This is a genomic window from Paenibacillus qinlingensis (assembly GCF_031455095.1).
Lineage (GTDB): Bacteria > Bacillota > Bacilli > Paenibacillales > NBRC-103111 > Paenibacillus_E > Paenibacillus_E qinlingensis_A.
The window spans coordinates 111,568-133,127 of record NZ_JAVDSB010000005.1 but is presented as its reverse complement, the minus strand read 5'-3'; the positions used below and the strand labels follow the sequence as shown (position 1 = coordinate 133,127).

The window sequence follows — 21,560 nt, the reverse complement described above, 5'->3', positions numbered from 1 at the left end:
TAAGGAAGTGAGGAGGTCAACTGAGGTTGACAGCTCCTCTTTGATATAAGTAATGCTTAGTGCTTATCGCCCCAGTTTTTGTGGCCCGACAATTCGTCAAATTTCACGTTCTCTACTTGCTTCCCGCTCAAATCAACCGTATCCGGCGTCGTCGAGTTCAAGCTGGACAGCGTCATGTCAATGCGAAGCACAACATCATGTTCAGCGCCTTGCGCATCTTTACCAGACAAATGAATTTGCGCCGACTGACTCGTAATGTGATCATCCTCATCCACGCTCGCATTTACTTCCACTGCGTCCATTGAGATGTCGGAAGAAAGCTGCGGCAGACTATTTCTTAATGTCGCTAGGTCGATACCGAGCGTATTGGCTTTGGTTGGCATAGGCTCATCTTTGGCCATCACACCATGCTTGATAACAAGTGAACCTACCGTGTTCACAACGGGAGAGATTTGGCTGCCGGAAAGCTTGAAATGAATTTCTTTGCCGTTTCCTGCCGTTTCGTCCATCGTGACATAATTTTTCAAATTGCCCACCAATGTATCTACAACATTTTCCACTTCGCTGATGACTTCAGGGTCTGGGGTATGATTGCCTTTGTTATGTCCTTTGAACTTCGACGGTGCGTTGTCACCTTCAATGACTTTATAGACGTCAGAATCTGCTGTTTTGACAATCTGCTTGCCATCTTGGCTGTAGAATTGAATGGTTTGCTGCTCATTCGTGCCACTGGTTACATTCACTTGTGCACTTCCAGCGTGATCGGCTCCGCCGGTTTTAATCGTTGATTTTACTTGGAGCAGGGAAGCTCCATTGTCCTGTAAAGACACGTTGACCTGGCGTGTTACGTTCTTAATTGTCGCTGTTTGTTTCACTGCTGATTTGAAAGCTTCATAACCGGGAGCCTCTCCCACACCTGCATATACGGAAGTCACTAGCATCATGCTGCCTACAGCTACACCTAATCCCAACATCGCTAACTTCTTATTCATCTCGTCCTGCCTCCGCGTAATCCATACGCTTTCTCTAATTTGGCCGCGCTAGTTGCGCTTCCATATTGACTATCTTAGCCCTCAAGACTTAATTGCCACTAAACCGCCTATTAACACGGGCTAAAACAATTCTTAAATTTTTCTAAACTGGTTAATAACGAGCTCAAATGAAAAAGAAGCCTCCCTCCTGATCGGCGATGGGTAGCTTCTTGTTGATTCGTTGCTGACTAATATTGTGTTTGTTTTATATTCGTTTTCAACATGCCTGAGTGGAGAATAGTGGGTATTACATGAATGGTACCGAGCTCATAGTCGGATAGCGGCTTTTCACCGTAAGCGGTCCGTTTCGCCCATGTGGCAAATTCATCCCTATAAAGGTTATGCTCCAGTCCATATACATCAATTCCTCTGCTTTTGCCAAGTTTAAAGGTCATCTCAATTTCTTCCTTTACTTGTTTAGCAATCAGTTTTTTCAATTCAATCTCATCAACCTCTTCGAATATTTCAGCTATTGTAGACGGAGCTAAAACTTTCACATCGAAAATGGTTTTCTCACCATCCGCTCGTATCTTAATATGAGCCTTCGGTTTGATAATCACGTTGTGAACCGGTTTCTCCTCTCTATAAACGAGCATTGGGGTACGAATTGTATATGTATTCAACCACCTTGCACCAACAAATTCTTCCTCCGAAAACCATTGCAAACTACGGTGCTTGTTCAAGGCATAAACGCCATTCACTCTTAGTTTGGGATCTGGCTTTTTGTTTTTCCTCCATACCTCATCTTCAATGTCCAATGTGGGCAACATCACCGTATCCCCAGGCTCTCGTAATCTCGAAGCCACCCAAAACAGCCGATGCGGAGCAATGTAAGATCGTTGTCGATAGCTATCCGCTGGCTGCATTAAGATGGAACTCATCGGCGAGACATTGAAAAAGGGAATAACCGAGAAAATGTCCTCAATCGACTCGTCTGTACAATAAAACCACTGCGTGAATCTCGTTTCACTGTAGCGAACGTTTCCGTCTGTAAATTTGCCTATTCCTTGATTTAACGCATTTTTGGAAAACAAGTAAGCACCGACATGTCCCCAGAATACACGTTGCTGGGACGTTCGGTAGAGCTTATTGAATGCCTCGCTAACAGTTGCGCCCTCTTCTTTACCTACCCAAATCAAAGGTAACTGTGCCGATTGACCTCCTTCTTGTTTGGCCACACTTGCGAAATCCAACATTTGTCCGTAGACGATGTATTTCCCATCTTTATAATCAAAGCCAATCGCTGTCATGTAGTTCGTGTCTTGAATCGTTTTTAAATCCCAACAGCCCGTCAAGCTAGTTAACAAGAAGGCAGACACCGTTAATTTCAGCCACATTTTCATCATGAAGATTCACTGCCTTGTCTTGTATCATCCTTCGTATTGAGCTCAATCGGCCTGCGTGCAAGTTTCTTCCAAGCCTTTGAAAATAAGGCAGTGATCATTTCTCCGATAAATGGCGGTGAAATTGGTGTTAGATAAGGTACGCCAAATGACTCTAGCGTCGACATAAAAAGAACTAAGCCCATGAGCGAAATCATGAATCCGTATATACCAAACATGGTGGAGATGAGCAGAATAATAATACGTAACACTGTAATGGTTCCAGCGAGATTTTGATTAACTAGCGTATACATTGATATCGTAGATAGGGAAGTAACCACCAAGGTAGTGGGGCTTGTAATGCCAGAGCGTATCGCCGCATCGCCAACAATTAATCCACCTACAACGGTAACCGTTTGTCCAACTACCTTGGGCAATCGAGCGCCCGCTTCACGGAACAATTCAAATAACATCAGCATGATAATGAAATCCATTGGGCCGGATAAAGGCAAGCCTAGTCGTGAAGAAGAAATCGTGGCTACGAGTTGATACGGAATTTGGTCCAAATTAAAGCTGGACACTGAAATCCAAAGACCTGGCAACAATACCGATATGAGCAAACCGATTATTCTAAGCAATTTCTCAAATGCGACATAATAGAAGGGATTATGGACATCTTCAGGTGAGTTTAAAATATAGCTTAAGGTGACTGGTGCAACGAGAACCATCGGTGAACCATCCACGATAATCGCAAATCGGCCACGAAGTAGGCTATCTGCCACAAAATCGGGTCTCCCCGTATAATTTAGGAGAGGGAAAATTGAATAGGTCCGCCCTGATAAGGCATCATCGAGCTGTGCGCTGGAGATAACCGCATCGACATCAATGGATTGCAGGCGATCTTTGGCCTCTTGCAGGACCGACTCATTGATGATATCGCCGAGATACAATAAAGCAACTACCGTGTTGCTTCTTCGTCCTAATTGTATCTTTTCAACACATAAACTCGATGTGGCCAAGCGTTTGCGGATTAAGGCGATATTCGTGATAACATCTTCAATAAATCCGTCGCGTGGCCCTTTAATCGACGTTTCCGTACTAGATTCTTCAGGTGTACGGTTCGGAGGAGCGGCAATATCCAGTCCGTAAATCGCTTGACTATTTTCAAAAAATAAAATTAGCTGACCCGCAAAAACTGATAATTTCATATCATCAATGATATGTTTACCCGTGAGCTTGACCAATTGAAGCAACGTACTCAAATCAAGAGCTTCCTCATCTTGGTAATAATCACTATTAATAAACGCCTGCAAATTAGGCAGCACGAGACCATCGATCATATCCCTTCTTACCATACCCTCGCAATACACTAATGTTACACGCTCAACCTTGTCCCCTTGCGTGATAGGGTACGTTTTCACAATAACATCGTCCGAAAGGGCAAACCATTCACGGAAATCCTGCTCATTCACTTAAGCATCCTGCTCCTTTCGCCGAATAGGCAGCATAGCAACTACAAGTAAAAACAACAGAAGAGATAGACCGACTACAAACATCAACGAATAGTAATATTTCTGCAGCCAAATCACCATTTGATTATCCGATACGGGATACAAGGTAATTCCAAATAAACCTAGGCTCAACCCAATGAGAATGTATGTTCTTGTAGATTTTTTCTCTATTCTCATCATATCCAAACTAATAAACAACAATATCGAGGTCCGCATGCTAGACCCTGAAATCCATTGGAAAATGGATAAGAAATCTAGATGGGAAATGTATTTCCCAAGGGTCAACATCCGCCATTGTTCAAAGGCGGGATACCTTAAATCCGCCGCTTCAAAGGGACCGAATATGGCGATCGCTCCTGTTAGTGGACCGATGGTAAGCCCTATTACACACGTGGTCAGTATCAATAATCCTCGTAGTCGGATACGCGTTCGGACATGATGCTGCATAACGAGAATACTCAGTATTTCGAAGGAAGCGCTGCAAGTTAACAGCATACATATGAGTGTCGGACCATATCCGTGTGTGAAAAGCGGTGTTAGCAGCGTGTAATCCTTGTATTGAAAATTAGCCCCCATCACAAAGTAACCAAGAACAACAACAGCTGGTAAAAGGAGGCCAGATGCAATCGCAATCGCTTTAATACCTTCTCTTGCTGCAAAAAAGCAAAATAGGATAAACATTAATGAAATCATAAAAAGAGGGGTTCTTGGCAAGTAAGTGACGTGAGTCCACATGGTGACATCTTTAATCGTGACTAAGGCATGCGTTAAACAGATCAAGATAATGAAAGATTGAATGAGATACGCCCCCCAGTTTCCCAACCTCAATCTTATCCATGCTATCAAGTCACCTTGTTTCGTTCGTTTAACCAAGAAGTAGATCAGACAAGTCCAGACAAGCATTGGGACAATGGCCAATGAGGCTCCTAACCAGGAATCTCGTTTCCCATAGTGCAGTAGAACTGGGATGAGTAGCACATGATTCGTTATCGCGATGGCAATGATCACGATCCCATATAATTGAATGGAAGTAATTTGTTTATTTACAAACATAAGCGTTCTCCCGCTTTGGTATGACGTGGAAATGATGGCATCAGTTATCGTTAAGTTCTCCCCCAATTGGAAATTTATGCGTATAGACGCAACAAAGCCGCTTCCCGATGACCGGGAAACGGCTTTTATTCCTCATGTTCCTATTAGAATGTTGCCAAAATAATAACCAATAAAATGTACAGCACCAGAATAACTGCTGTGCTGGAATATCCAACGTTTGACATGGGTAGTTCCCCCTTCCGCCTGGTAAAACCTCATCTTGGCTGCTCCCTATATCTTATGTTAGGCAGGGTGGATGGGTATGGACGGATGTCTATTTGCCCGGAAGAAAAGGTGTCAATTCACCTAGATAACAGACATCTAAATAGTGAAGAGGCCTCGTGCAAGCCGTGTAGAACAGCTTGCGTTCCTTCGCTTCCGCGTAGACAGACGCCCCGGCATTGTAGAGAATAACCGCGTCGAACTCGAGCCCTTTGGCGAGGTACGCCGGCAAGATCATCACGCCTGCTTCGTAGTGCAGCGTGTCTTTGCTGATCCGCGCGAGGTCTGGCAGCAGCGGCTTCAATCGTCCGTGCGCGTACTCCGTCTCGCGCTCGGTCTTGCAAATGATCGCGACGGAGCTTGCGCCGCCGTCGCGACGGGTTACCGCCGCCTCTGCGACGAGGCGGATCAGCTCTTGCTCGCTTGCTGCGCGCAGCAAGCGCGGCTCTTCGCCGCTGCGGCTGAACGGTTCCACCGGTTCGCCGCCCGGCAATACCTGACACGCGAACTCCGTGATTTCGCGTGTGGAGCGGTAGCTCTTGACGAGACGGATCGTCTTCGTCTCGTCTTCGCCCATCAGCTCGCTAATCGAGCTGTAGCTTTGTTCTTGCTGCGTGGCGCTTGAGCCGGCGCCAGCACTTACGAGCTCGCTCACATTCGCGTTCGCGTGCGTGAAGATCCCTTGATTCCAATCGCCGAGCAACGTGAAGCGGGCGCGTGGGAACAGCTTTTTCAAATAAGCATAGTGAAAAGGTGAATAATCCTGTGCTTCATCCACCAAGCAATAACGGATTGTACCTACCCGCAGCTGCCCCTCAACAAGTCCTTTCAGATACACAAGCGGTGTTGCGTCCTCATAGCGAAGATGACCTTGCTCCAGCGCTTCTACTGTGAAATTGCTAATTGTAGCCCATGCTTCTGGCAATGGCTCACCGGCTAGCTTCACCAGCTCCTGCTGTAAGCTCGTATCTGTAAATAACTCTTTATACATGCCGAGCACGTCGACATAGGCTAGCTTTTGCGCTTTTTCCCGAAGCGGTGTAATCGCTTTGTGCGCTTTGACACGGCTCATTTTCTTCATCTCAGGTTCGCTGCCCATATACTTCGGTTCTCGTACAAGCTTGCGATAGAACCGTTTTTGCACATCGGCTTGGAAGACATCCAACTGCTCCAGAATCCACTCCGACAACTGCTCCATCCGCTCACCGATGGCCAGTATCGAGGACTTGCTATAGAAGCGTTCGCTTAGCTCTGCCCCTGTGATGAGTACTTTCTTGCCCACAGCCAGATCAACGAATCGAATCCCATTCAGCTTCAACTTCTCTCCGTATGCTTCAATCACGCGTAGGAAAGCCTCGGAGGCTTTGTAGGTAATGCTTTGCAAACGTGCAGCGTACAAATGATCCTGTCCATTGCCTGTCAAAATATATTCCAGCTGGTCATACGGATCCTCCAGCTTTAGCCCTGTATCGGTTAATTTATGCGTTAAATAATCTTGGAAGGTCGTTTGCTGCATCGTCGCTTCCCCGAGCTCTGGCAGAACGCGAGACACATAATCGCTGAACAGTGAATTCGGCGAAAAGAGAATCATATTATCGGCGCTCAGCGTCGTCCGATACTTATAGAGCAAGTACGCGATGCGTTGCAGCGCAACGGACGTTTTACCACTGCCAGCCGCGCCTTGAACGACCAGCACCTTGTGCTGGTCATCGCGGATGATCTGGTTCTGCTCGCGCTGAATCGTCGTCACGATCGAGCTCATCTTCTCGTCTGCACTGCGGCTGAGCATCTTCTGCAGCATCTCATCACCGATCGAGATACCCGTGTCGAACACATCCTGCAGCTCGCCGGCCTTGATAATATATTGGCGCTTGAGCCACAGCTCGCCGCTTACATCCATCTCCGGCGTCCGATAGGTCGCTGGACCCGGCGGATAATCATAGAACAAGCTGGCGATCGGAGCTCGCCAGTCATAGATAAGAATTTCATCGGTCTTGCTGTCGATGAACGACGTCAAACCGATATAGATTTTCTCCCGCTCCTGCTCGCCCTTCTCTTGAAAATCAATTCGGCTGAAATACGGCGCATCGACGACGCGTTCCAGCTTGCGCAGTGCATCTTGTGCCAAGCGATAGCTTCGCTCCTGCCCTTGCAGTACATGCTCCTGCTGTGCCATACTCGCAGCCGTTTCAATCAAATCATCGTCATTGTCTGCGTTGACGGAAATATCATCCCAGAAGCTCCGGCCGATAGCCGTTGCTTCTGATCTGCGGTCATCTACGGTTTGGCGCAGCTCTACAATTCGCCGCTGAATATTCGTTCTAACTGCAGCGACACGCTGCGCTTCCCTCTCTCGTTCTTCATTTCCTATCGCCATAGCTTCGTTCCACTCCCATACTCGATCTATAAATAGACGTTCTGAATCACTTCTTCAAATTCCGGTTCTTCCATATGTACATCGTTCATGTCGCCCCAGCTGCTCACAAGCCGCAACACATCCATCGCTTTGAGTTCTTGACGGTTGCAGGCAATCTTCAAAAAGTTCTTTTCTTGCTCTACTACGCGGAACGGCAGCTCCCAACTTGCAGGGACTCGAATCTCACCACGAAAGGACACCTTCATCATCGTTGGCAAGCCGATTCGATCACGCAGCTTGTCTATGGAACCATCATAGCCAATTTGCCCATGATTAATGACAATGACTCTTGGACAAAGCTGCTCAATATCGTCCATATCATGTGTCGTTAGCAATATCGTCTTCCCGAAATCGCGATTCAACGTATGCAAGAACCCGCGGATATTTCGCTTAGCGACGACATCTAGGCCGATTGTAGGCTCATCTAGGAATAAAATCGCTGGATCATGCAGCATGGAAGCTGCCAGATCCGCTCTCATCCGTTGACCTAGAGATAACTTACGAACCGGGGTATCTAAGATTTCTTTTAAATCCAAGAGCTCTGACAATTCCCCTAATCGGCGGCGAGCATCTGTCTCCTTTACGCGATACATCGCGATAAGGATTTCATAGGAATCCTTCACAGGGAGATCCCACCACAGCTGACTTCGCTGTCCAAAAACAACACCAAGCTGCCTAACAACCTGCTTCCGTTGCTTCTGCGGGCTGCGACCATGAATCAGAACCTCACCCGAGGTGGGGTGCAGGATGCCTGTCAGCATTTTAATCGTCGTCGACTTTCCTGCCCCATTAGGTCCAATATACCCGACGAACTCGCCGGTTTCAATCTCGAAGCTGACATCACGTACGGCTTCTTTCTCTTTATATGCCCTAGAAAATAGGGTTCGAATCCCCGAAAACTTCCCTTCCTGGATAACAGGGGATTGAAAGGTTTTGCGTAAATGCTTGACCGTTATCATCGGGTGCATGCCCTCCCATTTATTTATATGGTTAACTACCTGTACTTTGATATCGTGAAAGTCCTAGTTTCCAAAAGTACATGGCTAACCCGAGAACGGCTAGCGAAACAGCCAGCGTGCCGAATAGCAACTCGACTCCACCTTGATGCCTTAGCACGTATAGTGTAGGAATATAATTAACAAAGCCTACTGGAACGAGCACTAATAGTGCGCCTTGCAGCCATTTGGGATAGATACTAAGTGGATAACGTGCAGCGGTATGGGAAGCATCTTCGGTCATATTTTGAAGAAACTCGATACGTGTAAGCCAAAAGCCAGCTGCCGCGGTCGCAAGCCCTATGGCGAATAATATGACAGCTCCTGTCAGGATCATGAACCCCGTCTGAGGAATGGCGATCCACCCGATTTGCCCGTTAGCTTGAAGTGCGTTCATAGAAATGATTAACAGAATTAATCCTTGTCCAATCTCAGCAAATTGAATCCGTGAATTCTGTGTCATCAAGGCGACTAAGACAGGAACAGGCCGAATCAGAATCGCATCCAGGTCACCGGAAACGAGATATTTTTCGAGATGATGCACGTCTGAGGCGAGTGTTCGATAGATCGCTTTGGAAATCATAATAACTCCATACAAGTAACCCACCTCGTACAGTGTCCAGCCTTTGATATTACCAAATTTCATCATCACCAGCGCCACCATTAGGAATTCGGAGATTTGAATAAACGAAGCCATGATGGTCGAAAAAACAAAGTTAAACTTATATTGCATGCGGCTTCGCAGACTTGCTTTAATGAGCAGCATAAACAATCGAATCGATATCATCCGCCCTGCACCTCCAGCTTCCTGCGAACCACTCGGGTAACGGCCAAGCAGACACAAGTAAACCCGATGCCCCATAGGAGAGCGCCGAGCACAACAGTTCCATGTTCAAGTTCTAAGTAGATGCGTGTTGGATAGTAGAGTAGATAAGGATACGGTGTGTATAAGCTAATCGTTCGAAGCCAGCCAGGCAGCCATTCCACAGGGATAAAGAACCCAGAAAGCAGCATAGCGAATGAGTAATTGACCCAGTAAAACCATGCAGATTCCGTTGTCCATAGCGCGGCAACGCCGATCAAATAATTCATACAGATGGAAATGTAAGAGGCCATGATGAGTGAGAGCGCTGTCCAACCATACACCGGAGCGTGCTGAGGAAGCTGTAAAGAGAAGATGAAATAATAGAGGACATAAATCGGAATGCTTTTATATAAAAGTTGATACCACACCTGGCCCCATTCGCGGCTCATTGCTTGATAAAATAAATGCACTGGCCGCATGAGATCGACCGCTATTTGACCCGTACGAACGGATTGCTCGAGTCCCAGCCCTTTCGTCGTAAATTGTGTGATCCATAGAATCGCTTGGTTAAAAGCAATATAGCCGACCATGCCTTTGGCACCATACTCACCTAGCGATGCATCACTGCCTAAACCTGTCCAGATGCTCGCATAAATAAAGCCGAACACTGCGCTTACTGCGTTATGCAGTAGATGCGAGCCGCGATACTGCAAATTCCTTGCGTACGCCTTGCGCGCTAAAACCGCAAAAAGCATATAACACCTCCTGTTTTGTCATTCAAGATCCGTTTGCTTTTTCATTTTACGTGCAGTCGCCGCGTAGAGACGGAATTTCATATTACCAAAATAACCCTGTAGCTGGCAACAGTTTTTTCTTGTTGGGAGTGCTGTGCTGTTTAGCTGGTAAATATTTGGCAAATTTATGCTTTGCTTGGTGCCTTGCCGTATTGATTAACTGGAAAAGGTACAGCTAATTTTCCGTGGATGAGCCTTTTAGCCGAAATAGATGGAAAAGGTACAGTTATTTCTCATGAATTCGATGAAATAGGGGGAAATGGCTGAATTTAACTGTATGTTTTCCATTTATTCCTCTTAATTAGAGAATTACCTAAAAAATAGATGGAGGTTTTCCAGTTAATGCCGCGGTGTAAGCGGAATTGAAGGGGTTGGGTTGGGTTGGGTTGGGGTGGGTTGGGTTGGGGTGGGTTCCCCCCAAACACACAAAGACCGGCCCCTCAAGTATCCTCTACTTGAAGAGACGGCCTTTTTATCCAAACTATACTACTGTGTACTTGGCTGCTTGGTGTCATTGCTGCCTTGAGCCTCGGACTTTGCAGCTTCCGTAGTGCCAAATTCGGCGTTATAGTCGGCTTGCGTACCCTTGGTCAAATAATCATGATCCAAATAGTCGGCCAAGTATTGCTTGCCGAACATTAAATCGTACTGCACGTTTCGATAGTCATTTATCAATGATGCCGCGGATTCCGGTGTACTTCCGTGCAGTTGCCCATCCTGATCCACGATCAGGTTGCTTAGTAAGCCTGGTACTTGCTTCGCCAACTCCGCATCCAATGCAAAATTCGCAGGCTTTTCCATATGAAGCATATCCAGAACGTGTGCACCTAGGAAGGAATCACTCAAGAGTGGAATGTCCTGTTTCGGCATATCGAAGTTAGACCACGTAACTAAGGGAATGCTATGCATCTTCTTGATTTCTTCCAACGACCACTTGTTAGCATCGCTTGTTGAGATGAAGCCTGCTTCTTTATACACCTGATAATCCATGCCTAACATCGGCAAATGGTCACCATAGAATACGATTAGCGTAGGCTCATCCGAATCCTTGAAATGATCGATCATCATTTGCAAGCTTTGATCCGCGTCATGCGCGCCTTGCGTGTACGTTTCTAGAATACTTTTTGCTTGCGCAGATAGATTACCTGTTGCTTTGAACTGATTTTCTCCATAACGAGGGTCATCGTAAGGTCCGTGATTTTGCATCGTAACGGTGTAGATAAACATCGGATTCTCCGTTTTATCCACTTCACTAATCACGTTTCTTGCCACTTCTGCATCGGAGATAAAGTAACCTTTCATTTCCGGATTATCGAAGTGCTCGCTGCTTTTGAACGCTTCAAAACCAAGCTGCTTATAGACGGAATTCCGATCCCAGAACCATCCTTCATACGAGTGAATTCCCATACTTTTGTAGCCATGATCAGCAAAATAACTCGCCAAACTTGGAACTGGCTTAGAAATGTACTGCTGATACGGAATGGACCCACCAGGTAGGAAGCTCATCGAGTTCCCCGTCAACACTTCAAATTCAACGTTACTCGTACCGCCTCCATACTGAGGGGAAAGCAAGTAACCGGAACTTGACTCCTTCTGCAGACGGTGAATTGTCGGAAGTGGATCTTCGCTAAACGTGACATTCTCTAGTAGGGTTGGATCCCAGAATGCTTCGCTCATAACGAAAATAACATTCGGCTGTTTCCCGTCAGCAAGCGTAGCTTTCGCTTTACGAACGCCAGCATCTTTTTGTACTGCTGCCTCTTGAATATTTGCCGCGGCCGCAGCCAGTGCTTGCTCACTGTACGTATCCGGCTTCTGCACAATCGAGTTCTTCACATTAAGTGTGAAGGCAAGTGTGAGGCCGTTGTTCGCGTAGTTTTGCTGCTGATCCCATACAATTTCGTTCACGCCTGCATGGTCTAACACTTTGCCTGCCAAAGGTGTTTTGATCCCAAATGCATACAAGGCATAGAGCGAAAAAAGCCCTAAACCGATTCGAGCGACGACTGGAATTGTAGCACGCGGAATGATCCATCTAAGTGCAAGAACGATGAGAATCGCTGCCGCAACCGCACTTATTCGAATTAATGCGGCTTTACCCGTAACTAGCGATGCAATGTCCATACTCTCTTTATTTAGCAATATATCCCAAGGGAAGAACGGCTCCCCGATCATTTTCACTTTCATATACGAGATAATTGCCATCAGACCAAGAATTAAGGTCGAGATGGAGCCGGAGATCGCCAATGACCCAACAAGGGCATAAATAAAGGCGAGAAGGAAAAAAGATAAACCTACGTTTAGCACAAATAAAGGTTGATTACTTGTAATCCATTGCATAGTTTCGGCAAAATTGCCACGCTCAAGAAACTCCATACCTACGACAGACAGAATTGGTAATCCGATCATAAATAAAACTAGTGAAATCGATGCTCCCAGACGGCTTGAGCTCTTTTTACTCGAAAGACGCTTCCGGGGCTTCAAATTCAAGTGCATCTAACATCACTCTCCTCATGCCCCTAATTGTAAATGTCAATTGTGAAGAAATTATGTAGCTAACCTTAACGTAACCTTAATCATACCAGTTATTTACAATTACTTAAGACCAGCCAACCAAGTTGCAAGTGCTTTCAATTCCTCTTCTTTCATCGTGACCTGAAACGGCGGCATCCCGCCACCACCCTTTTGTATCCGTTTTACTATTTCAGCTTCGTCGAGGCGTTCTCCCACTTTTTGGATATTGGGACCTTGTCCGCCCTGTAATTGATTACCATGACACGAGATACAATAGTTCTGATATAACTTTGAAACATTCACATTAGCAGAAACACTCGCACTAGGTGTAGCCGATGGTTGATCTCCCCCACAAGCGGTTAAGCCTATTGCAGCTACCAACATGAATCCCCCAACCCAACTTACTCTCATTTTCATGTGCCCTAACTCCTTCAATCTCATTTCTCTCATCATACCAGAGCGTGGATTGGAAAAGAAAGAAAAGCCGCGGGCACCGTCACCTGGAAAGCCTCGCATACCTTATACGATCGAGGTTTTTCCTATGACTATTATGGTACCAAACGCGACTTTTTAGCACATATCAAAGAATAAGTTTTCGGTACTCGAAGACTTTTATACCAATTTAAGACGAATTACATTCCAAGACGCTTTACCTAGAACAGCTTCAATGTGCCCATTCGAAGAAATTTTCGCATTCCCTGCGGAATGCGGTTTTACTCGGTCCGGCGCTTCTAACGTATTGGTCGCCTTGAGATCCTCATGCTCTAAAACAATATGCTCAACGATATTGAACCCGCTGAAACTGCGAAGATCCATCTCTAGAGGGAGCGCTTCGGCCAGATGGCGATTCACTGCGAAGATCGTCAACTCCGATGTTTCCTCATTATGTACAGCAACAGCCTCAAGGTAAGGGACATCTGTGTAGTCTTTCGCATCATATTTCGGCGATTTAATGAGCGGTACAAGGACCGTTCCGCGGCCAAATACACTAGCATGAAGATAAGGATAGTAAATCGTTTGCTTCCAAGCCGCACCGCCATTGGCTGTCATAATCGGAGCGATCACATTGACCAATTGAGCTAAGCAAGCCATTTTGACACGATCAGCACGTTTGAGCATGGAAATCAGCATACAGCCCACCAGGAGCGCATCTTCATGATTATAAATGTCCTCCAGTTGGGGCGGTGCGATGGACCAAGGCTCGATTTTACGATCAGCATCGTGGGAGTGGTACCATACATTCCATTCGTCGAAGGAAAGATTGATTTTCTTTTTGCCGCGCTTCTTAGCCTGAACGTAATCTGCCGTTGCAATGACCGTGTGGATGAATCGATCCATACCCAGGGATTGCGCCAAGAAATTCGCTGAATTCTGTTCACGATTGCCGTAATACTGGTGAAGCGAAATATAATCAACATGATCGTAGGTATGCTCAAGTACGGTTGCTTCCCAATCTGGGAAGGTAGGCATCGTTAAGCTTGAACTGCCGCAAGCGACTAGCTCGATCGAAGGATCTACCCATTTCATCACTTTGGCCGTTTCACAGGCGGTACGACCATACTCGACTGCGGTTTTGCTTCCTGTTTGCCAAGGACCATCCATTTCGTTGCCTAAGCACCACGTTTTAATTTTATGCGGCGTCCGATAGCCATGAGAGATTCGCAAATCACTCCAGTAGGTGCCACCTGTGATGTTCGCGTATTCGATAATATCCCTAGCTTCATCAGGTCCGCGAGTTCCCAGATTCACGGCCATCATTGCTTCTGTATTCGCTTTGCGGCACCAGTCCATGAACTCATTCAGACCGACTAGGTTCGGCTCAATTGTGCGCCAAGCAAGATCAAGACGTCTCTTACGCTGATCGAGAGGCCCGATACCATCCTCCCAATTGTAACCCGATACAAAGTTTCCTCCTGGGTAACGAACGATTGGCACTTGTAGACTTTTAACTAACTCCAACACATCTCCGCGAAATCCTTGCTCATCTGCTTGCGGATGTCCAGGTTCATAAATACCGCCGTATACCGCGCGCCCCAAATGCTCAATAAAGGAACCATACAGACGTGGATCTACTTCTCCTACTACAAAATCCTTATCAATGATCATGCTTGCTTTCATAGACATTACGATCACCTCATCGTATAATTAATAAAAATATGAATCAGTTAATATAATTATTATGTATGATCATATTAAACAATAAAAAAGAAGGAAGATCAAGACCCTTCCCCCGTTTTCGTTGCATTCACATTTATGTTAATCAGTTAGAAAAGGAGTTGATGGACATGATTCACACGACAACAGACCGCAAATGGCTGCCCTTATATGAAGCCTTGGCTAGCGATGTGCGGCTTAACATATTGGAATTATTAGCTGAACAAGAGATGAACGTAAAGGACTTAGCTCAGCGGCTTTCGTTAAGCAGTGCCATCGTGACGATGCATGTTAAGAAACTGGAGGCAGGCGGGCTCATTCATACGAAGCTCGTTCGCAAGCAAGGCGGTACGCACAAAATCTGTACACTCGCCCTCGCGCGTATTGACGTCCAGCTCCCTCAGTCGACTGAACAGAAGCGCTTATTCAACGAAGTATCGATTCCCGTCGGTCACTATACGCGTTTCGAGGTTCATCCCACCTGCGGTTTAGCGACGGAAGATCGGCTGATCGGTCAGTTTGACGATCCTCGTTTTTTCTTTGAGCCAGAGCGTATGCATGCCAGAATCCTGTGGTTTGCCAAGGGCTTCGTCGAGTACCGGATTCCTAACTATATGCTCGCAGGGCAAGACTTGGAGGAGATCGAAATCTCGCTGGAGATAGGCTCCGAAGCACCAGGTATCGCAGCCAATTGGCCGTCCGATATTCACTTCTATGTGAATGACACCTTGCTGGGCTACTGGACAAGCCCCGGCGATTCGGGGGATGGCCGCGGTCAACTGACCCCAGCTTGGTGGTCGGACTACACGAACCAGTATGGTTGGTTAAAGGTGCTTCGCATCACCGAAGAAGGGACTTTCCTCGATGGACAGCTGTTATCCAATGTGACCATTCAGGATCTTCCCATCTCCCGCAACGAGTGGATATTACGCTTAGAAGTCCCTGAGCATGCCGAGCATGTCGGTGGTTTGACATTGTATGGAGAAGGCTTCGGCAACTACAACCAAGACATCCGATTTCGAACTTACCGGAGTTAACTAACATGGAACACCAAAGGGGAACACAAGTGACTTGTCACTCTTGTTCCCCTCTCTTATTTGTGCACCAGCAACCTATGTAGGTGCCCTAGTTAAGCACTATGCACACTCCGAATTTCCCCTCCTATCCCTCCTGAAGCATCAACAATCTTTTCCTTTCCTTCCGCCATGCGTAAATACTTCTTTCGCCGCCAACGGATAGCTACCAGAATACCGCGAAGATACTCATCACACATCATCGCTAAATAAATACCCGTTAATCCTAGACCATAGTGTAACCCCAACACATAAGAGAGCCCCGCAGCGACACCCCACATTGAAAACAACGAGATCACCATATTAAAACGTGTATCACCAATCGCATTCAGAGCATTACCAAAGCCCATATTGATCATCCTGCCTGGCTGAAGTATCGCACTTAGTACAAGGCAAGAGAGTGCTAGATCGATAATACCTTGGTCTGAACTGAAGAAACCGAGAAAGCTTTTTCCGATAATCAAAAGAAGAATACTATTGAACCCGACTAAGCCAAGTCCAATCCAGGTGCCGCGATAGCCTGCTTTATATACGGCCTGTGTTTGCCCTGAGCCATATAGATGCGCAATCTGGATTTGAGCCGATAAAGCAATCGAATAACCCAACATGAAGCAGATAGATTCCAGCGTATTCATATACGTTCTCGCCGCCAAAGCAGCAGCCCCCATCGTTGCCAAAAAACTATAAATCGCCAGCTGTGATAAGACCCATGAGGACATATTGACGCCGAGCGGCCAGCCGATTTTGATAATTTCACGGAATAACTTTCGATTAAAAATAGCAAGATCACGCCATCTAATTCTTCGCTCAAAGGCTGTAACAAACATATAAAGCAGCAAACAAGTCGCAAGTAACCGACTCACTAGTGTCGAAATGGCAACACCCGTTAAGCCGAGCTGTGGGAATCCGAAAGCTCCATTAATCCATACATAGTTCAAAATGACGTGAATCACATTCATCCCGATCGCGGTTATCATAGGCCCCTTCGTGTTCCCTGTATTCCGAATGGCCGTGCTGAGTGTAGCCGTCAATGCAGTTAATAACATGCCGCTGCCGACAATTGAAATATACGTATGTGCTAGCGGAAGCAACCGCTCTTCTAACTGAAACAGTCGCGCTAAAGGAACAGCCTCGACATAGAGGATTACACTGAGTATGGCACCAATCAATCCGCTAATCGTGACCGCCATAATCCCAACTGTTCGTGCGGCTTCCTGTTGTTTGGCCCCGATTTTCTGGGCAATGAGAATACCTGCCCCACTTGCAACTGTCATAAATAAAATCATCACTGCCTGAAAGATTTGATTCGCTAATCCGACTACGGCTACCGCATCATCCGAGACTCGGCTTACCATCAGCGTATCCACCGCGCCTAAAAGGAGTTGAAGCAGTAATTCTACAAATATAGGCCATGCTAGAATCCATAAGGAAAACTTATTTTTCTCCGTCGTCATGTTCACGCCACCATCCAGTATACTTCGCTATTTATTATGAAAATGAAACTTACTAGTCAGTTCAAATTATAGCTGGTATAGTTGGATTTATGTATCAACATCGCAACTGAAACTTATACAATTCCAACTTTTAATACAGAATTTAAGAAGGTGGCATTATGGCATTTATTGAGATTACGATTCCTCCTCTGCCCCACTATATCGCAAGTGGATATAACAGTATCCCCAAGGGAGGACAGCACCCCAGTCGCAGCAACATCCAAGTATTCGATTTGCTTATCACAACTTCCGGCTGCTTCTACATCGGTGAAGAGGATGAACGATTCGAGGTTGGGGTCGGGCAGGCTGTCATTTTACGGCCTGATCGCTATCATTTTGCAACCAAAGTTTGTGAGGAATTAACTTACACCTACTGGCTGCATTTCCATGTAGGCGGTGCTTGGGAGTTAATGAAGCCGAGCGCCGTGGCAGCTGTCCCTTTAGAGGATCCAGCTCCTGAGGATGCCGAGGTGGAAGCTTTCGCCGTGGAACCCTTTACCATGCGCATCCCACAATTTACGACGCTCCAGCATCCTGAGAAAATGTATGAAGTCTTTGATCAGCTGCTGCAGCTCCAGCCTCGTGCGCACGTGAACAGTGTTCGTTTTGCCCAGCAGCAGTTATTTCAAGACATTCTATACCAATTGGCTGCCTCCGCAGAGACGGCTCACGCATCTGCTTCCAGAGCTTGCGCAGAGAAGGCCGCCTCCTACTTAAGGCAGCATTTCCGCGAATCCGTTACCGCTAAGCAGCTGGGGGATGAACTCAATTTCCATCCTGTGTACATCGCTCGCTGCATGCAAAAAGAATACGGCTGCTCTCCCCTTACCTATCTGCTTAAATTACGGGTAGGTCAAGCCAAACTATTGCTTCTACAGACGGAGCTGCCGATTGCCCACATTGCTCAGGAAGTTGGCTTTGAACAAGCCGCTTATTTCGCTGCAAGCTTTACCAAGCTCGAAGGAATGTCACCCCGCTCGTATCGGCAGCAGTTCGCACATCGGTCCTAAATACTTGGGGATCGAGCCATTTATGCTATACTGAGAAAAAAAGGATAAGGAGTCCACGTCATGGCAACCCCCTTACATTGGAAAAAGTCATTATGGATACTTTGGGGCGCGAACTTCTCCATTACATGTGGCATGAATCTAGTTCTTCCGTTCTTACCTCTCTACATCGGGGAGTTAGGGGTTCACGACTTAGATGATATTGTCCGTTGGACAGGCTGGATCGTGGCTGCCCAATTCATCACTTCCTTTTTGACCCAGCCACTATGGGGAGCCATTGCCGATCGACGCGGGCGCAAAATCATGCTGCTGCGCGCCGGCTTCGGAATGGCTATCGTCACCGCCCTCATGGGCATTGTTACATCGCCCTGGCAGCTGCTGTCGCTGAGATTATTAAATGGCTTCTTCTCCGGCTTCATCTCCATGGCAGTTTCCTTGCAAGCCTCACTGACCCCCCGAGAACATTCGGGTAAGTCGCTTGGCACCTTGCAAACAGGCGCTATCGCAGGCACACTCATCGGCCCTTTAATCGGCGGCGTACTAGCCAGCTTTCTGGGCTACCACCACGTGTTCTTCTTCACAGGAGGGCTCATGCTATGCGCCAGCCTTATCGTCATGCTGTTCATCAAGGAGGAGCGAAAGCCTGTCACCGCGAAAAAGATACGACAGCGGACACCGTGGCGCTTATTCCGCCCCTTGCTGCCTGTGTTCGCCGCATCACTAATCACACAAATTGGTATGATGAGTATCGAGCCGATTGTAACGGTATATGCCAAAACCTTATACACGGGGGCGCACTTGGCCTTTTTCGCCGGGCTTATCGTCGCAATTACGGGTATCGCCAATCTATTCGGAGCTCCGACCTTGGGTCGGTTAGGTGACCGAATCGGGCAGCGCATGACGCTGGTCATTGCCCTCACGATGGCGGCTGTCGCTTTCATTCCGCAGGCTTTTGCCACCAATATTACGACGCTGCTCGTCGGCAGATTCCTGCTCGGACTGTTCATCGGCGGGATGATTCCTTCCCTGAATGCTTTAGTCATGAAGCTTGCAGCACCTGAGATTCAAGGCACCGCTTATGGCTTCAATACGTCATCGCTGTTCCTTGGGAATCTCATTGGCCCCTTGCTCGGCAGTCATCTGGCAGCGGAATACGGCTTCACTTCTGTGTTCTTTGTAACGATGAGTATATTGCTAATCTGTGCCGTGTTCGTGTATGCGAATCGCAGCTTGGATGCAACCACACAGCCCAAAACCGCGTAGAAATATAAGGAAATTAGGATAATCTACAACTAATTAAATGGAGGATACCGATGAAACACGAAATCTTATATAAAGGCGCATTTCCGATGCTGCGCGTGCAGCTTGAAGCTGGTGAGAACATTAAAGCCGAGTCCGGCGCGATGGTCTCCATGTCCCCGAATATTGAACTTAAAGGAACAGCAGACGGTGGCATTATGCGCGGTCTTGGACGGATGCTCAGCGGCGAAAGCTTCTTCTTCCAGGAATTGAGTCCTAGCCGAGGATCCGGCGAGGTGCTCCTAGCACCTGCTGTTATCGGTGATATTGAAGCCGTTGAATTAGATGGTACCTACAAGCTTTTTGTCCAAAAGGATGGCTTCCTTGCCGGTACTTCGGGCATTCAGGTGAACACCAAGATGCAGAATCTAGCGAGCGGCTTCATGTCCGGCGAAGGCTTCTTCATCGTCGAAATTAGCGGTCGAGGCACCGTGTTCCTCTCCTCCTACGGCGCGATCCATGCGATTAACTTGGCTCCGGGCCAAGAGGTTATTATCGATAACGGGCATCTGGTTGCCTGGCCGGATTATACGCCTTATACGATTGAAAAAGCGTCGAAAGGCTGGATTTCCAGCCTTACAAGCGGCGAGGGCGTCGTCTGCCGATTCCGTGGCGAAGGCGTCGTGCTCATCCAAACGCGGAATCCGAAGAGCTTCGGCGGTTGGATCAAACAGCTGCTGCCGGGTAGATAGGGCAGCAATGACATAGAAGCATGTAAGACGGTTACGTCTTGCATGCTTCTTTGGTTTGTTGCGCGGCGAGCAAGGGCGCGACAGGTTGTGGAGGTCACCGCGACAGGCGGTGACCTTGTTGTGGGAGAATAGCTGTATAACAGAGACTGTCAATTAACTGTTTATCTTGAATAATCATATGCATCATTTAAAATTTAGAGAAACAACGGGGAACTTTTGCAACTCGAGATAACTTATCGCTTCCATGACATAGAGATGAACCTCGTTCGCAGAATAGCTTTATGAAAACATCTTATTTATTAGTTTAGTAGAGAATATGGAAGAATAACGCTATAAAATAGCGTTATTTCACTCTAAATGGATAAATTCCACTCTATTTGGTCGAAATAGCGTTATTTCGTAATGCTATATTTTCACAGAACTTGCATATGTAGCAAATAACGTTATGCCACACCTTTATTTAAAATCGCATGTGACCGAACCTTTGTAAGGAGAGACATCTTCCTCTGAATCTAACAATTTTTATAAGAATTCACTAAGTTGCATGTTTATTAAGCCTCGATTCATTAATCGACAGTCTCAAATATCCAGTTATTTGACCGATACGGGCCCATTCGCGAGAAAACCCTGAAATTAACTGTATAAAACACAGTTATTCATTATTTCCCCTTACTTTCGGGCACAATAACAGCAAAAATCCAGTTATCTGATCAGCAGTGCCGATCATCTGTTTCCAAACGTCTTCACCCTATTGAACCCATCGTTCAATTTGACACCTATTAGGTGAAGCCTTCTGTAATATCTGTTGTACATACTCATCAATCCATTTAGGGAGGAATTTGAAGTGATTCAGGTAAAGGAGTTTTTAGATACGGATGCGTCTTATGCGGAGACAAGAGCTAATCAGTTTCTAGCCGAATTGAAAGATGAACAAATTGTTAATGTTTGCTATGGATCCATCTTGAAGTCATCCCCAAGCGGCGTGGGTTTTCAACGTAGTGCAATCCTTGTAGTTTATAAATCGGGAGAAAGTAATCCTAAGTAAACGAGTTGTTTACACGAAGATAGAGGCTGCTAATCTTGTCGCACAACAAAGAGGCATTTCAACACCTGTAAAGTGTCGAAATGCCTTTTGTTGAA

At 46.6% G+C, this 21,560-nt stretch carries 17 protein-coding genes; 5 read left to right on the top strand and 12 right to left on the bottom strand.

Translation table 11 applies throughout. The features are described from left to right. Positions 1 to 56: 56 nt before the first annotated feature. From J2736_RS16395 to arfA, 11 genes are all read right to left on the bottom strand, one after another. The gene (locus J2736_RS16395; protein WP_310499678.1) at positions 57 to 992 is read right to left on the bottom strand and encodes a hypothetical protein; all 936 of its coding nucleotides are present in this window, start codon (positions 990 to 992) and stop codon (positions 57 to 59) included. A gap of 227 nt (positions 993 to 1,219) precedes the next feature. Further along, positions 1,220 to 2,377 (bottom strand): Ger(x)C family spore germination protein, encoded by a 1,158-nt coding sequence (locus J2736_RS16390; RefSeq protein WP_310499677.1) that lies wholly within the window; start codon positions 2,375 to 2,377, stop codon positions 1,220 to 1,222. Beyond that, positions 2,374 to 3,825, bottom strand: a complete 1,452-nt coding sequence (locus J2736_RS16385; protein ID WP_310499676.1) for a spore germination protein — start codon at positions 3,823 to 3,825, stop codon at positions 2,374 to 2,376. Before J2736_RS16385 ends, J2736_RS16390 begins: the two co-directional genes overlap by 4 nt. Continuing rightward, positions 3,826 to 4,917: an endospore germination permease gene (locus J2736_RS16380; protein ID WP_310499675.1), complete on the bottom strand. Its 1,092-nt coding sequence runs from the start codon at positions 4,915 to 4,917 to the stop codon at positions 3,826 to 3,828. Positions 4,918 to 5,230: 313 nt separating this feature from the next. Then, positions 5,231 to 7,555, bottom strand: a complete 2,325-nt coding sequence (gene helD / locus J2736_RS16375; RefSeq protein ID WP_310499674.1) for an RNA polymerase recycling motor HelD — start codon at positions 7,553 to 7,555, stop codon at positions 5,231 to 5,233. 26 nt (positions 7,556 to 7,581) lie between these two features. Continuing rightward, the gene (locus J2736_RS16370; protein WP_310499673.1) at positions 7,582 to 8,553 is read right to left on the bottom strand and encodes an ABC transporter ATP-binding protein; all 972 of its coding nucleotides are present in this window, start codon (positions 8,551 to 8,553) and stop codon (positions 7,582 to 7,584) included. Positions 8,554 to 8,584: 31 nt separating this feature from the next. After that, positions 8,585 to 9,376 carry an ABC transporter permease gene (locus tag J2736_RS16365; protein ID WP_310499672.1) on the bottom strand — a complete coding sequence of 264 codons (792 nt, stop codon included), beginning with the start codon at positions 9,374 to 9,376 and terminating at the stop codon, positions 8,585 to 8,587. Continuing rightward, entirely contained in the window at positions 9,373 to 10,149 is a 777-nt protein-coding gene (locus tag J2736_RS16360) for an ABC transporter permease (protein WP_310499671.1), read from the bottom strand. Before J2736_RS16360 ends, J2736_RS16365 begins: the two co-directional genes overlap by 4 nt. A 525-nt stretch (positions 10,150 to 10,674) precedes the next feature. After that, a complete protein-coding gene (locus J2736_RS16355) occupies positions 10,675 to 12,684 on the bottom strand; it encodes an LTA synthase family protein (protein ID WP_310499670.1) in 2,010 nt (669 codons plus the stop codon). A 99-nt stretch (positions 12,685 to 12,783) separates the two neighbouring features. Further along, on the bottom strand, positions 12,784 to 13,119 hold the full coding sequence (locus tag J2736_RS16350; protein ID WP_310499669.1) for a c-type cytochrome: 336 nt from the start codon (positions 13,117 to 13,119) through the stop codon (positions 12,784 to 12,786). 195 nt (positions 13,120 to 13,314) lie between these two features. Then, positions 13,315 to 14,826, bottom strand: a complete 1,512-nt coding sequence (gene arfA / locus J2736_RS16345; RefSeq protein WP_310499668.1) for an arabinosylfuranosidase ArfA — start codon at positions 14,824 to 14,826, stop codon at positions 13,315 to 13,317. 161 nt (positions 14,827 to 14,987) lie between these two features. On the opposite strand from arfA, the gene J2736_RS16340 reads away from it, so the two are divergent. Beyond that, positions 14,988 to 15,893: an ArsR/SmtB family transcription factor gene (locus J2736_RS16340; RefSeq protein ID WP_310499667.1), complete on the top strand. Its 906-nt coding sequence runs from the start codon at positions 14,988 to 14,990 to the stop codon at positions 15,891 to 15,893. Between the two features lie 92 nt (positions 15,894 to 15,985). On the opposite strand, the gene J2736_RS16335 is transcribed toward J2736_RS16340, so the two are convergent. Beyond that, positions 15,986 to 17,383: an MATE family efflux transporter gene (locus J2736_RS16335; RefSeq protein WP_310499666.1), complete on the bottom strand. Its 1,398-nt coding sequence runs from the start codon at positions 17,381 to 17,383 to the stop codon at positions 15,986 to 15,988. 158 nt (positions 17,384 to 17,541) lie between these two features. Here J2736_RS16335 and J2736_RS16330 point away from each other — a divergent pair, with 158 nt between their 5' ends. The 4 genes from J2736_RS16330 to J2736_RS16315 all read left to right on the top strand — a co-directional run bounded on the left by J2736_RS16330 (position 17,542) and on the right by J2736_RS16315 (position 21,465). Continuing rightward, positions 17,542 to 18,432 (top strand): helix-turn-helix transcriptional regulator, encoded by an 891-nt coding sequence (locus tag J2736_RS16330; protein ID WP_310499665.1) that lies wholly within the window; start codon positions 17,542 to 17,544, stop codon positions 18,430 to 18,432. Between the two features lie 60 nt (positions 18,433 to 18,492). Next, complete coding sequence (locus J2736_RS16325) at positions 18,493 to 19,692, top strand: MFS transporter (RefSeq protein WP_310499664.1); 1,200 nt, start codon at positions 18,493 to 18,495, stop codon at positions 19,690 to 19,692. Between the two features lie 50 nt (positions 19,693 to 19,742). Then, positions 19,743 to 20,420: a TIGR00266 family protein gene (locus tag J2736_RS16320; protein ID WP_310499663.1), complete on the top strand. Its 678-nt coding sequence runs from the start codon at positions 19,743 to 19,745 to the stop codon at positions 20,418 to 20,420. Positions 20,421 to 21,264: 844 nt separating this feature from the next. Further along, complete coding sequence (locus tag J2736_RS16315; RefSeq protein ID WP_310499662.1) at positions 21,265 to 21,465, top strand: hypothetical protein; 201 nt, start codon at positions 21,265 to 21,267, stop codon at positions 21,463 to 21,465. The last annotated feature ends 95 nt before the right edge of the window (positions 21,466 to 21,560 follow it).